This window comes from Psychrosphaera algicola, from assembly GCF_028401425.1.
Taxonomy (GTDB): domain Bacteria; phylum Pseudomonadota; class Gammaproteobacteria; order Enterobacterales; family Alteromonadaceae; genus Psychrosphaera; species Psychrosphaera algicola.
Genome location: NZ_JAQOMS010000002.1, coordinates 239,098 through 253,228, shown reverse-complemented (window position 1 = coordinate 253,228; position 14,131 = coordinate 239,098). Strand labels below are relative to the sequence as shown.

Below are 14,131 nucleotides of genomic sequence, written 5' to 3'. Positions count from 1 at the left end.
GACCTTTACCGTTTGCTAAATCGGTTTGTCAGTCTAGAAGCTGCAAAGGATTTAATGCAGCATGTAGATGCAAATCTCTCAAAACAATCTCCTGCCTCACCACAATTAACAGAGTTCGCACGTAAAAAACTCGCCTCTGTTTTAGGCTCAGCATCAACAAAATTAGTGATGAACGCCGCGGTAGAGGACAGTAATCGGCACATTCAATTAGAAGATGTTGCGAACATTGTCGATGAAGCAAGTCAGTTATTTCATTTTAATCGAGAATTACTTCAAGCCGGTGTTGAAAACATCGAGCAAGGTATAAGTATCGTTGACGCCGATATGCGACTAGTTGCCTATGGAACTCACGTTATATTGAACTCCTTGATTATCCCAAAGACCTAGTCAAGATTGGTATGCCTATCCAGGAGCTTATTCAATTTAATGCTGAACGAAAAATGCTTGAAGGCGACGACATAGAAACTATGGTCGTGCGACGTATCGAGCATATGCAGGCCGGGAACAATCACTATTTCCAACGCGTATTACCCACTGGCGTTGTTCTTGAAATCAGAGGTCAAGCAATGCCGGGCGGTGGTTTTGTGAGTACTTTTTCCGATATCACCCGCCATATCGAGGCTGAAAAAGCCCTACAATATGCCAATGAACATTTAGAACGTAAAGTTGATGAACGAACATTGGCACTGAGTAAAGCCAAGGCGGAAGCCGAACTTGCAAACCGAAGTAAGACCCGCTTTTTAGCCGCGGCAAGTCATGACTTAATGCAACCATTTAACGCGTTGTCGTTATTCACAGACATGTTAAAACAACAAGTCAAAGGGACAAAGTCCGAAACCATCGCAGAGCATATCCAAGACTCTTTAGGTGTTGTGGAAAGTTTGTTAACGGATCTCGTTGAAATTTCAAAACTGGAAGGTGGCAGTCAAAAAATTGTTGAAGAACCTTTTGCTATTCAAGACGTTTTAGATCCACTATTTCATGAGTTTAGTCTGTTGGCAAAACAACAAAACATTCGCTTTGATTTTCAATCAAGTTGTTTATGGGTGAACTCAGATATTCGTTTATTGCGCCGCATTGTTCAAAACTATTTGTCTAATGCGTTTCATTATTCACCTACTCAAAAAGACGGCAAACAAGCCCGAGTATTGATTGGCGTTCGTCGTTATCCCGATAAAGTCCAAATTCAGGTGTGGGACAACGGGCAAGGTATCCCTCAGGAAAAACAAGACGTAATCTTTCAAGAGTTTGAGCGTTTAGAACAAAACCGCGACAAGCCGGGCTTGGGTTTAGGTCTAACCATTTCTAAACGTATCGCTCAATTGCTCAATATTGAATTGGCTGTGCGATCAGTTGTCGGTAAAGGATCGGTATTTAGCGTTACACTGCCCACTTGTGCACCTGAAATAAAAAGCCAAGTAGAAAGCCCAGAGCTAATCGAATCAAATAGCCCATTGTTTAACGGGCATACAATATTGGTTATTGATAATGATGAGTTGCTATTAGAGGCGTTAAAACAACAATTAGAAAGCTGGGGTTTACCGTTTTAGCGATAAAAGATCGTCAACAATGGCAAGAATATTGTGAATCAAAGCAGATAGATACGCTTTCAGACTACAAACCTAAACTGGCGGCAGCTATCGTTGATTACCACTTAGATGACGGCGACAACGGCATCGACTTTTTCAACCACATTTTAGCCTATTCGGACACCCCTATACCTTGCATTGTTTGCTCTGCAGATACATCGGAACAGGTACGGGAACAAGTTAGCTTAGGTGGCTTTCAATTTACCAAAAAGCCAGTTAAATCACTGGCTTTAAAAAACAACTAAAACAGTTACTGTTTAATTGATGGGACAGGCTGCGCTATATAACGGGAGAATCCCTTCGTCCATATATTGTAAAACGACTAGTTTAACGTTAACTGTTGGAAAGCCATTCCTGCCATAGTGCGGTTAGTGACTTCTAATTTTAGTAAAATAGCAGACACATGTTTCTTCACTGTCGTTTCTTTAATATTTAAGTCATAAGCAATTTGTTTGTTCAATTGTCCATCTGCGATTTGTGATAAAACCACATACTGTTGCGGTGTTAGCAATGCTAATTGTTTAGCAAGTTTTTTATCATTATGATTGGTTTGACTCGGTAAGTTGGCATCTTTTGGTAACCAAGTATCCCCTTCTAGTACCGCGGTAATTGCATCGGATATTACCGTTAGATCAGCCGATTTAGGAATAAAAGCCGCCGCCCCAAAGTCGATGGCTTTTTGCATGATCTCAGGCGCATCATCGGAAGATACCATAATAATAATGATATCCGGGTGATGGTTCTGTAAGCGAGTTAAACTCGTAAAGCCATTATTCCCTTAGCATATGCAGATCCAAAAACATAATTTCCAGCTCTGGAGTTGACTCTACTACACTAAACAACTCATCTACACTATTTGCTTCTAGCATAGTCACGTTGGGCAAACACTGACCTACGGCTTGTTTTAGTGCGGTCCGAAATAACGGGTGGTCATCGGCAATTAATATAGTGGAAGCTAACATCATTTGTACTCTGTAAGGCAATTAATTTTATGGTAAAAAAGAGCTGGATGACGCCAGCTCTTTTTACAGCACAACAATAAATAAAACTGTCTAGTTTAGAAACGGTAACCAATGGTGATATGAGCCGTGCTCGGATCGCCATAATAACCGATTAACGTTTGGTCAAACCCAGTACCTTGGTGTCCAGTTACCGTCGTCGTCTTTACCGACAAACGTATAGCCACCAACTAAGTACTCTTCATCTGTAATGTTTTTCAGATGAATAGCGCCATACCAATCGCCATTTAAGCTTTCCCAGTTCAAGCTTAGGTTTAATAGCCCATAAGCATCTTGAGATAAGTAGTCTGTCTCTTCATACAACACGTATTCATCACGCATGTAGTAGCTGCCTGACAAGATAAAGTAACCTACATCAGTATCCATCAAGTAATTAGCCGATAAGTTAAGCGTATAATCTGGCGTACTTGCTAGCCCAACGAGTTCAGTTGCTATGTTTTCTGCTTGAGTTAGCTCAGCGTCTAAGTACCCTAATGCAACGTCAAAGGTCAATTCTTCAGTTGCGGCAAATGTCACTTCCGCTTCAATCCCTTGTACTTTCGATTCAGCCGCGTTGGCTAAATATTGAGGGATTGATGTTGCATCATCTGTATCAGCTAATACGATATATTGACGGTCTTTATGGTCGATTGAAAATACCGTGATATTAGTTCTCAATACGTCGTTCCAATCTTTTTCATACCAAATTCAATTGAATCAACAACTTCTGGATCTGCAGCTTCTTCGTTACCTTCTGCACGAGGATTAAATGTACCTGACTTAAACCCTTGTGAGTAGCTCGCAAAATACATAGTTTTAGCATCTGCTTGATATTCCACACCAATACGTGGAGTAAAACGAGACCAATCTGCTGATTTTGCACTGTCGAGCACATCATCTCCATTGGTATCCATACCCAATGTCATCGTTTCAGGTAAGTCTGCAGGTCTCACATAGCCGTCAGTCCAGCCAGATTCTGGGTAATGTTCTCCCCAGTGGACCGTGTTATTAACAAATGCAGTTTTCTCTTCAGTTGTATATCGAGCACCAACTGTTAACGATAATTTATCAGAAATGTTGTAGCTACCTTGAGCGTATGCCGCAACACTATCGCTGTTGTTACATCCGGTAACTTCTCGTGTAAATGAACTTGCGCCAAATACTCTGCCCAAATGCCCCAAAATTGCGTCATAATGTCCACACGACGTCGCATCAGACATAAACAAACCACCCACTACCGTATAATCATCACCAGTATGAGATAACTGTAATTCATGACTCGAGTTCTCATCGTCATAAATGGCTGGAACATCAAAAATATCTGTTGCCGTGTTGTCAAAATCGATATTGGTTTCAGAATAACTTTCTCTAGAAGAGCCGATATATTTAATCGAAGTATTATTGTTAATATCATAACGAGCCATGAAACTTATACCTTCGAGCTCAACACTATTCCAAGTTGGCATATTGGTATTCGAATCATATATATTGGTTGCTGCCGGATTGGTGTCAATAAGACTCGGCAATAAACGATGTCCGCCTTTCGCGTTTGAATCATCAACAGTTTTATCCCACGCTAAACGGAAAAACAAATCATCCGTTGCGTGATACTCAAGGGTTAAACGAGTTGCCGACAGATCTTTATTGTAGTTTTCTTTGTCCTAGCCGGTTGGCGCAATAATAAATTCGCCAAACCCATCACGGCTAAGATCTGCATGACCAAATCCAACGTAAAGTTTGTCTTCAATTAAAGGCATTTGACCTGTAACTTTGATGTCTGTTTGGTTATAGCTACCTAATGTGCCTTCAATATTAAATTCTTTATCGCCTGACATTTCATTCGTAACGTATTTAATGGCACCACCAATGGTATTTTTACCATATAAGGTTCCTTGCGGTCCCCGCAATACTTCAATTCTGCTCACATCAAGCAGATCAAGAACGGCACCTTGTGGGCGCGCCATGTAAACGTCATCGATGTAAATGCCGACCCCATGGCTCATATCCCCAAAGCGGATCCTGTTGTCCGACACCACGAATGAAAGCCGTTAATGTTGAGTTCGTACCACGGCTTGTTTGTAGTGTTGTATTTGGCGAATAGCGCTGAATCTCGGTGATAACAGAAATACCAGCCTCAGCTAAATCCGACGCACTTACAGACGTTAATGCGACTGGAACTTTTTGAATATTTTCTACTGTTTTACGAGCAGTTACTTCAATGACTTCCAGTGCCTCTTTTTTTCTTTTGTTGGTTCAGCTGAAAACGCATTCGCACTTGAAAGTGCAGCGCTAATGGCTAATGCCAAACTAGTATATCTAACGCTTTTCTTATTCATGTAATTACCCTGTTGTAGTTATTTTTATAGCTTTAAACATTGACTCGAAAAACTGTATACCAATTTGTAAAATAAATAATTTGTACATTAGTAGTATACGGTTATCCATTGAATTTCCCAACTAAGACCATGAAACTAAATAAGTTTCCAAGCCTTAAGTAATAAAACTGTGGTACTGACCTTGTGTTCGATCAAATACGGAGCAACTTGACCGCCAAATTTTTCACCTGAATTAACTGACCAACCGTGACCAAAGTCATCAAATTTAATTAACTCGAGTGAGCTGTCCTTTTTGCTGTCCTGCCAAAGTTGGTGATGCACACCCAAACTGCTCGATTGTGAAACCTGCTGCGCTTTACTCAACATTACCCAGCTTTGCGCCAAACTATCGCTATTTAGCGGGTTAACAATATTGTCCGCTTTGCCAACAACAAGCGTGACTTGCGGCAGTAGTTTGTCTTTTAGCAATGGGGTTAACATTTTTGCGAGTTGCACCGGTGGTTCCGCGGGGCCATTTTTCATACAAGAAATCGCCTTCACTAACGAATCTGCACATGGGAAACCAATGCCCGAAACAACAGCACCGGCTTTGAATATTTGAGGATGTGAACTCAACAGGTTTGACACCATTGCGCCGCCAGCTGAAAGACCAGCAATATAAACGTCTGAAGAATGTAATTTAATTTTTAGCGAGTTGATCATATTTACAATTGACTGGCTTTCGCCTTCAATGCCAATCTGATCAATAGGTGAAAACCAGTTAAAGCAAAGTTGCACATTGTTGCTTTTATTTTGCTGTGGAACGAGTAATGCGAATCCTAAAGCTTGTGCAGCATCCGCTAACCCACTTTGATCCGCAAAGGTTTCACCGTGCTGACCACAGCCATGTAGCAAAACAACAAGTGCTTTATTATTTTGACCACTCGATAGATAAGTGGCCGTAAGCTGTCCAGGGTTGTCACCAAACTGGGTTAAGGCAGTAAACTTTGTTGTAGCAAGTGTTGAAAAACTAACGCTAATTAACGTCAATATTGCTAGGTAAGTCGATTTCATTTTCAATCCCGTTTTTTACAGTACAGGTTGATAATGAGACAGCAGGTATAAATAGAAAATGGTACTTTAGAGCCAGACGCCGAAAATTATGAATTCTGACAAGGTTTAGATTTTATAAGTTCTTGTTTTTGTTGACGAGATAATTTTTTAATCGCTATTTCACGTTTGGTTGCTGTGCTTCTACAATCGGCTATTTCTTGATAAACCAAAGTTACAGGGAGTCGTGCCCGCGTATATTTCGCACCAGTACCTTTGTTATGTTGCAGTAATCTTCTAGTACAATCTGTCGTGATCCCAGTGTATAGCGATTTATCCTTACAGGACAAAATATAAACAAACCAACTCAAAATTAGTGCTCCCGAAACTGAATATCGCTAAAGGTAATGAATTTTAATGCTAAAGTTAAGAGGAATGTTAACGTCAAACTATGGAGGATGTTAAATTTTAGGCTATAATTCATCGCTGAATACACGACGAGCTTGCCTTAGTACACTGTTTACTGTAGCCTCCAGCGCGTTTGTACCATCCACCAATTCACCAATTTGAGAGTATTAATGTCCTTTTCTTCATTAGGTTTGTCCGAGTCTATCCTTAAAGCGTTATCTGAAAAAATTATGAAACACCAACGCCAATTCAAGCTCAGGCTATCCCAGCTGTACTATCCGGAAAGGACTTAATGGCAGCAGCCCAAACCGGGACAGGTAAAACGGCAGGCTTTACTCTGCCGCTATTGCACCGCTTAGAGGACGGCAAAAAAGCCAGCTCAAATCAAGTAAGAGCCCTGATCCTAACGCCAACACGCGAACTTGCAGCCCAGATTGCAGAAAACGTTGAAATGTATGGCAAGCACTTAAATTTAAATTATGTCTGTGTCTTTGGCGGCGTAAAAATCAACCCACAAATGATGGCGTTGAGAAAAGGTGCTGACGTTTTGGTTGCTACCCTTATCGATTGATGGACTTATTTAATCAAAGAGCAGTGCGTTTTGACGAACTTGAAACCTTAGTCCTTGATGAAGCTGACCGCATGTTAGACATGGGCTTTATTCACGACATAAAACGTATTCTAAAATTACTGCCAACAAAACGACAAAATTTGATGTTTTCTGCAACGTTTTCGGACGATATAAAAACTCTAGCCAAAGGGCTAATGAATGACCCTGTAGAAGTGTCTGTATCTCCGGCAAACGCGACGGCGAATACGGTAAATCAAATGCTGTACGAAATTGACCGAAGTAATAAATCTAAGCTTCTTATCAAGCTAATCAAACAAAATAACTGGCAACAAGTGTTGGTTTTCAGTCGCACAAAACACGGCGCAAACCGATTAGCACGTAACCTAGACTCTAAAAACATCACAGCCGCTGCGATTCATGGCGACAAAAGCCAAGGTGCTCGCACCCGCGCGTTAGCAAACTTTAAAGATGGTTCTATACGAGTCTTGGTAGCAACCGACATCGCTGCACGTGGTATCGATATTAATGAGTTACCACAGGTAATTAACTTCGATATGCCGAATATTGCAGAGGACTATGTTCACCGTATTGGTCGTACAGGTCGTGCGGGTAGCGAAGGCATCGCAGTTTCATTTGTATGTGAAGAGGAATTTGATAGCTTAAGTAAGATTGAGCAGTTAATTCAAAAACATATCGACCGTTCTGTTGATGAAGAGTTTAAACCTAGCTTAAAGGTGCCAGCGTCTCGCCCTATTCGTGCACCACAAAAGAAAAAGCCAAAAAAGTTAAATCTTTAGACTTAAATTCTGACGACGCTGAGAAAAAAGGCTCGATGGGCAAAGGGTCTAATAAACCAAACAATCGTTCTGGTAGTGGCCGGGCAAATAATAATTCTGGCGCTCGTCGCAGCAATGGGCCTCGTAAAGCAAATACAAGTAACCGTGGTTCCAGTGGAGCGCCACGTCGCTCAAATAACGGCTGAGTATAAACAACCGTTTTATTTGCTGTTATGTGTTTCTGTGGCTAGGTGCTATTAATTAAATTCGGTTTGTTTGTAAGGGTTTAGTGTTAATTCTAGCTTCACATATCAAGTCGCAAAAGTAGAACACGAAACGCTTGGCTTATATTCGTTCTTCACAGATTTTAGCCAAGCATTACTTAGCCTCTTAGCGAGGCGATAAGTAAACTCATTAAATGCTTATAAATAATGGAACGTATTTTAATTAGTGCGTTCCTTTTTTTGGCTCTAATGTAATATTTTTATCAAATTTTGCTGGATTGTTACTAGACTATAATTTAAAAGTGGCTCTAATAATTAAGAGTAACTCTGATAATTATCGAAAAACACTTTGATTTAACACAACTTTTATCCGTAAATAATAAGATAAACTTATTGTATCCGTAGCCATTAACAACTAGGAAAAATAGTGCCTTCTCAATACTTGCTCGAATTCATTTATTTACTCATCGCCGCTGTAATCATGGTACCAATTTGCCAAGCTATTAAACTTGGTGCTGTTCCAGGATTTTTACTTGCTGGATTAGCCATAGGTCCATTTGGTCTCGGGCTTATTGCACAGGTAGAAGATGTTAGTCATATCTCTGAATTTGGTGTTGTCTTGCTGCTATTTTTGATCGGAATGGAGATGAAACCTGCATTTCTATGGAAAATTAGACGACTGGTTTTTGGTCAGGGCTCATTGCAGTTAGTGCTTACCGGCACGGTTATTACTTCCATTTGTTATTACGGGTTTAATTTAGATTTTGCAGCGTCTATTATCATTGGTCCAGCGCTCGCATTATCTTCTACAGCATTTGTCCTTCAACTTTTAAATGAGCAAAAGTCTTTAAGTTCTGAATACGGGCGAAGCTCTATGGCGGTTTTACTGTTTCAAGATTTAGCCGTCGTTCCTTTACTAGCCATGATCCCTCTGTTATCCGCCGATCAGTCAAGCGATATACATTTAGGCTATGCATTTTTAAAATCCATTGGGATCTTAGCGCTTGTTATTTTGGCTGGTCGTTACTTGCTTAACCCAATACTTTATCGAGTCGCACATGCTGCTAATTCAGAAGTATTTACTGCCTCTGCCCTTCTCATTGTTTTAGGTACCGCCTATTTAACCGAACATGCTGGTCTATCAATGGCAATGGGAGCATTTTTAGCGGGATTGCTTATTTCAGACAGCGCGTTCCGTCACCAAATCCGAGCCGAAGTCCAACCGTTCCGTGGTTTGTTACTCGGGCTATTTTTTATGTCGATGGGTATGTCGCTAAACCTAGATGTATTAAGTCAGTCGCCCCTATTTATCATTGCAATGGTATTTGCACTCGTCGCTATTAAAGCGTTGATTCTGTGGCCTATAAGTCGCTTATTTGGCTTAAATAAGCACAACGGCTTGGCTGTGGCTTTGATATTGGCTCAAGGTGGCGAATTTGCACTTGTATTGTTTTCCATCGCATTTAATAGTCACATTTTAACTCAATCTACATTTGATACTTTGTTATTAATTGTCCTCATTAGTATGCTTGTCACACCTATTTTGGCTGCAATTGCTTACAAATTACATTTAAAGCCATCTGACAAACCGCTTGAACAAAAAGAAATTGAATTCCAACCCATTGTTATTGCCGGTTTTGGTCGTGTTGGACGCCGCGTTGGCGACATATTATCGCTTGCTGGAGTGCCCTATGTGGCGCTTGAGAGTGAAGTATCTTTAGTGAAAAATACCAAGCATTGGGAATGCCAGTCTTTTATGCGGATGTCACAAAGCCTGAAACATTACATTCGGCAGGCATTGCAAATGCGGAGTCAATTATCGTGACGGTTAATGACTCAGAAGTGGCCACCACGCTCGTGGAAATTTTGAGCCAACACTACCCATCAATTAAGATTTATGCTCGTGGCCATAATGCCCCTATTTGTAAAAAGCTTATGGATTTAGGCGCTTACAAAGTCGTTTCGGAAAATTTAGAAGCAAGTATCGAGTTAAGCCGTCAGTTACTGCTTAGCTCTGGATTTACCTTCGAACAACAAGACGAGCTGCTAACGGACTACAAGCAAGATTATTACGAACAAGTTCATCCAGATAATGCAAAAGTAAAAAAATAGCTTAAAAGTTAAATTGAAAATCAACGTCTTACCGTCAATTAAAGGCCATTTGGAAACAATCATTCACCATTTGGCCTGTTAATCTTTCTAATCGAACATAATAGACTGCTCAGCATTACCCAAGAGGAGAACTATTATGAAAGTATTAACACTTGCAGGAAGTAATTCTGCAAATTCAATAAACAAACAACTTGCCATTTATGCTACATCATTAATTGAGAATGCAGAAGCTGACATCATTGATATTAACGACTATGAAATGCCTATTTTTAGCATGGAACGCGAAGCCGAATTAGGTCAACCTGAACAAGCGAAACAATTTCACCAAAAAATTGCTGATGCCGACGCAATTGTGATTAGTTTTGCAGAATATAATGGCAGCTATTCGGCGGCGTTTAAAAACCTTTTTGATTGGACTTCGCGTATTGATCCAAAAGTTTATCAAAATAAACCTATGTTGCTTCTGGCCACTTCGCCAAGATCATAGTGGGGCTGCTTCTGTATTAAATACAGCGGTAACGTCAGCACCGTATTTTAATGGCGATGTTAAAGCATCATTGTCAATACCTAGTTTCTACGACAATTTTGACGTAGAGCAAGGCAAACTCAGCAATGCAGAGTTAAATGACAAACTCCAAACTGCCGTTGCGCTATTAACACAATAATTGACGCACGTTAAACTTTGACAAGAGTAATACGCTATCACCAAATATTTTGTTCTACTTTTGTCATTAATTAGACTTGTGTAACAGTCGAGGGAAACGTTCAGTTTCCCTTGTTTTTTGCTAATTAATTTCAACAAATCTTCAACATTCAAGTAAAGAAAATCCGCTAACTGCCGCTATAATTAAAGTCTCTTTTCACCTTGGTACCTGTAGTTTTTATGATGACGCATTTTGTAGTGGCTGGTCGAAATCTATTGCTCATTTTTATCTCCATGCTTGTATTGGCCTGCAGTGACAGCAATAAGACAACAACAATTGATGAAAGTTTTACCGTTGAACTCGACTCAACGGAGTTAACTGTCGAGATTAATTCTACAGCGCTCCTCAATTATCTTGTTGTGCAAGAAACTGAATTTGATATCAATGTCGCAATCACATCCGCACCAAGTCATGGCACCTTAGCGGTTGATCAAACAAATAAACAGATCAGCTTTATGTTAGGAGACCAGACTGGTTCTGGACAATTTACGTTGTCGTTTTCTAGCCAAACTCAAACGTCAGAAATGACCGTAAACTACGTTGCGACTCCCATTTCAACTGATCCTGAACTGAAGATCCAGACCCTGACTGTACAGGCTCAGTTGATGACTGCCCCCTTAGTGAACTCAACCTAAATCTCATTTATTTTCCCAGCAATTACATAACCATTTTTGAGGGCGAGACGGTTGAAATTGAAATACAGCGTAACTACACAGATGATGACGAAGTCACCGAACAATTTTATTTCAATTCTGCGGTGATTAAAGGTCAGCTTTCAGCTGATAAGAACAGCCTGATCATAGAAGCCTTTATCGGAGAAGAAGATACATATGGTGAAATTGTAGCCGTAACTGAAAAAAACGGTGTGGTAAATGAATCCACCATGTATATGATTTATTACAATAAAAACCGAGACTTAGAAACCACTCACATACCTACTTTAGCGGTCAAAGATACCACGATCAATGTTCCAACAGGTCAATCAACCACGCTCGATTATGACTTGTATGACCCCGATTCCGACCGCATTGCCTATCGCATTATTAAAGGCCCAAAATGGCTGACGACCCACGTAAATTTAACCCAAACAGGGATCCAAATTACCCTATATCCAATCGCGTCATTTGACATAGATGATAACGAAATTACGGTAGAAATAAGTGACGCACACAACAGCAGCCAAACGACATTTACCTTAACGTCAACTGGTGAAGTTGCTATCGATGAACCACCTCAGATCTACTTAGAACGTAATGTAGACCTGAGTTTATTAATCAAATTGCAGGGCGTGGAAACAGACCTAATCGCGACTTTAGCATTTGCCGCGTTTGACGACTTAGAAAGTAACTTAGAATATTCGGTTATCGCCTCTGATCCTGCATTCAGTTATCGCATTGATTATCCATATGTCTATGTTTACAGCGACGACGTAACCGATTTAAACCATGAACAAATAACGATTGTTGCTAGTGATGGTAATTTTAACTCCAAACTCACCTATCACTTATACATTAAAAATAACTTTGTCGAGTTTCTTGGTGGCCACCCGAATAGTTCACCGTTAATTGATGTTGCACAAACTATTGACGTGCTCGAGACCACCGGTGTGTTATTGCCTTATGCCATCGCTGATCTTGAACTTCACGATTTTACAGTTACATTTGAATTTGATGATAGTCTTTTACAGGTCATTTTAGAAAACGAAAATTTGGCAATCACTGCCCTACCAAACGAAACAGACGATGATATCGAGACAACCATAACACTTATCGCTACAGATGAGTTTGGCGCTCAATCGAGTACCGACATTAATGTAGTCGTAAAAAATAACACCCCACCGGTAATAACTTATACAAACAGTATTGAGTTAGTGGAAGGCGGTACAGCCGAAATTCAAGTTGACGTAACCGATGCCGAGGAAGGTACATTACCGTTTGCCCTAAGTTACGACACAAATAAATTTGCGATTGTTGTCGAAGGTAGCAGTCTATTTGTAACAGCACTCAATGTATTGGAAGACTACGACGGTGTAATCGACGTAACTGCGGTTGACGACTTTGCCGAACAGGCCCTCGTATCGATTCCGGCCAAAATACGCTTTACAAATACCGCACCGGTGATCACGGCACAATACACCGAAGTATCTATGTTACCTGGTGAAACACTGCAAATGCGATTGACCTATGTTGATCCAGATACCGACGAGTTGAATCTATTTTCCACTGTAAACAACTCAAACTTAACATATAGTTATGATCCTAATACGCAAATATTGGCCCTCGCCGTCTCTGAAGATAGCCCTTATGAACAGGAGTTTATCTTTTCTACGTCGGCATCAGACGGATTCTTATCGACGTTTTTGAATATCACAGTTACCGTTCCTATTATTCCTACGCCACCGGAGTTAACGGTGTCTGCTTATTTAAGTAACGTTTCCGAAGGCGCTGATTTGATTATTAACTATCGAGTTTTTGATATTAACGGCGACAATATCGCTATTACCATTACAAACCCGTTCCCTAATCAGTTAGCTCTTACCGAACAGGACGGGTATATTGAAGTGTCAGTGCCAGATAACGTTTTGGTCGACACTTTATTGTATTTTGACATAACGGCTCGTGACGACTCTGCAAATGCGTTTGTGACCACTGAAACTGTTTCGTTAAATGTTATGCCGGTCAATGATCCACCAGTAATCACACTATCAGAGAATAACCTAACGTTAATTAATGACGACATTGTGTCTTTACCGCTAAGCGTTGTAGATATTGATAATTTGTCACTAAGTGTTGAGGTGCGTACACCAACCTCTGCGATAATTCCAAGCCAGATCGTCGTCCACGGAGCTGATATAAATAGCATTCGCATTTCAGGCGCGAGTAAGGGTTCGGTAATCGAAAACGCTCAACTTATTTTACGTGTTTACGACGACGAAACCTATACCGAAGTGCCATTTGTCGTTTCAGTGATTTTGGAAAATGAACCACCGATAACCAACGATACCGGTAGCGTTTTAATGCTGCAAAACTCAACGTTTACTTTTAACATTACGCCTAGTGATCCAGATTCTGCCACAGACGGTGATGTCGTCTCTGTCGTTTCGGTAGAAAGTGGAGACCCGGAATTATTAGTGATTGTTGGTGACCCCAATAGTCCACCCACTAACACAGTAACCGTGACGTCATTAGCAGTGACAGAGGAAACGGACGTGTTTGTTTCCGTGACTATTACTGATGGCTATGTGAGTGTACTTAAAAGAATACGAGTGAACATTCGACCTTAAATTTGAATTGAGTTAAATTTTACCCATAGACTTGGCGTTATAACATTCTATGGGTAAGCTAGGCGCAACTCGTATCCTTTTACTCACTGATAATTATAAGA

At 40.5% G+C, this 14,131-nt stretch carries 10 protein-coding genes and 3 pseudogenes; 8 read left to right on the top strand and 5 right to left on the bottom strand.

What is annotated here, in order from left to right; all coding sequences use genetic code 11:
* The first annotated feature begins 12 nt into the window (after positions 1-12).
* Complete coding sequence (locus PN838_RS01385) at positions 13-387, top strand: hypothetical protein (RefSeq protein ID WP_272179546.1); 375 nt, start codon at positions 13-15, stop codon at positions 385-387.
* Positions 388-398: 11 nt separating this feature from the next.
* Entirely contained in the window at positions 399-1,550 is a 1,152-nt protein-coding gene (locus PN838_RS01380) for a sensor histidine kinase (RefSeq protein WP_272179545.1), read from the top strand.
* A 361-nt stretch (positions 1,551-1,911) separates the two neighbouring features.
* Here PN838_RS01380 and PN838_RS25875 read toward each other — a convergent pair whose 3' ends face one another.
* The 5 genes and pseudogenes from PN838_RS25875 to PN838_RS01360 form a co-directional block, all read right to left on the bottom strand.
* Positions 1,912-2,304, bottom strand: coding sequence for a LuxR C-terminal-related transcriptional regulator (locus PN838_RS25875; protein WP_334313247.1), 393 nt, complete (start codon positions 2,302-2,304; stop codon positions 1,912-1,914).
* 55 nt (positions 2,305-2,359) lie between these two features.
* Positions 2,360-2,554 (bottom strand): helix-turn-helix domain-containing protein, encoded by a 195-nt coding sequence (locus PN838_RS25870; protein WP_334313246.1) that lies wholly within the window; start codon positions 2,552-2,554, stop codon positions 2,360-2,362.
* A gap of 92 nt (positions 2,555-2,646) precedes the next feature.
* A pseudogene (locus PN838_RS01370) lies at positions 2,647-4,923 on the bottom strand (TonB-dependent receptor).
* 135 nt (positions 4,924-5,058) lie between these two features.
* On the bottom strand, positions 5,059-5,976 hold the full coding sequence (locus tag PN838_RS01365; protein ID WP_215962781.1) for an extracellular catalytic domain type 1 short-chain-length polyhydroxyalkanoate depolymerase: 918 nt from the start codon (positions 5,974-5,976) through the stop codon (positions 5,059-5,061).
* 86 nt (positions 5,977-6,062) lie between these two features.
* Positions 6,063-6,323 carry a GIY-YIG nuclease family protein gene (locus PN838_RS01360; protein ID WP_256448301.1) on the bottom strand — a complete coding sequence of 87 codons (261 nt, stop codon included), beginning with the start codon at positions 6,321-6,323 and terminating at the stop codon, positions 6,063-6,065.
* Between the two features lie 207 nt (positions 6,324-6,530).
* Here PN838_RS01360 and PN838_RS01355 point away from each other — a divergent pair.
* The 6 genes and pseudogenes from PN838_RS01355 to PN838_RS01325 all read left to right on the top strand — a co-directional run bounded on the left by PN838_RS01355 (position 6,531) and on the right by PN838_RS01325 (position 14,030).
* Positions 6,531-7,913: pseudogene (locus tag PN838_RS01355) on the top strand (DEAD/DEAH box helicase).
* A 445-nt stretch (positions 7,914-8,358) separates the two neighbouring features.
* Positions 8,359-9,756, top strand: a complete 1,398-nt coding sequence (locus PN838_RS01345; protein ID WP_272179543.1) for a monovalent cation:proton antiporter-2 (CPA2) family protein — start codon at positions 8,359-8,361, stop codon at positions 9,754-9,756.
* Positions 9,675-10,043 (top strand): NAD-binding protein, encoded by a 369-nt coding sequence (locus tag PN838_RS01340; RefSeq protein ID WP_272179542.1) that lies wholly within the window; start codon positions 9,675-9,677, stop codon positions 10,041-10,043. Before PN838_RS01345 ends, PN838_RS01340 begins: the two co-directional genes overlap by 82 nt.
* A 136-nt stretch (positions 10,044-10,179) precedes the next feature.
* Positions 10,180-10,708 (top strand): annotated as a pseudogene (locus PN838_RS01335) (NADPH-dependent FMN reductase).
* Between the two features lie 218 nt (positions 10,709-10,926).
* The gene (locus tag PN838_RS01330) at positions 10,927-11,382 is read left to right on the top strand and encodes a hypothetical protein (RefSeq protein ID WP_272179541.1); all 456 of its coding nucleotides are present in this window, start codon (positions 10,927-10,929) and stop codon (positions 11,380-11,382) included.
* 122 nt (positions 11,383-11,504) lie between these two features.
* Positions 11,505-14,030, top strand: coding sequence for a hypothetical protein (locus PN838_RS01325; RefSeq protein WP_272179540.1), 2,526 nt, complete (start codon positions 11,505-11,507; stop codon positions 14,028-14,030).
* Positions 14,031-14,131: the final 101 nt, after the last annotated feature.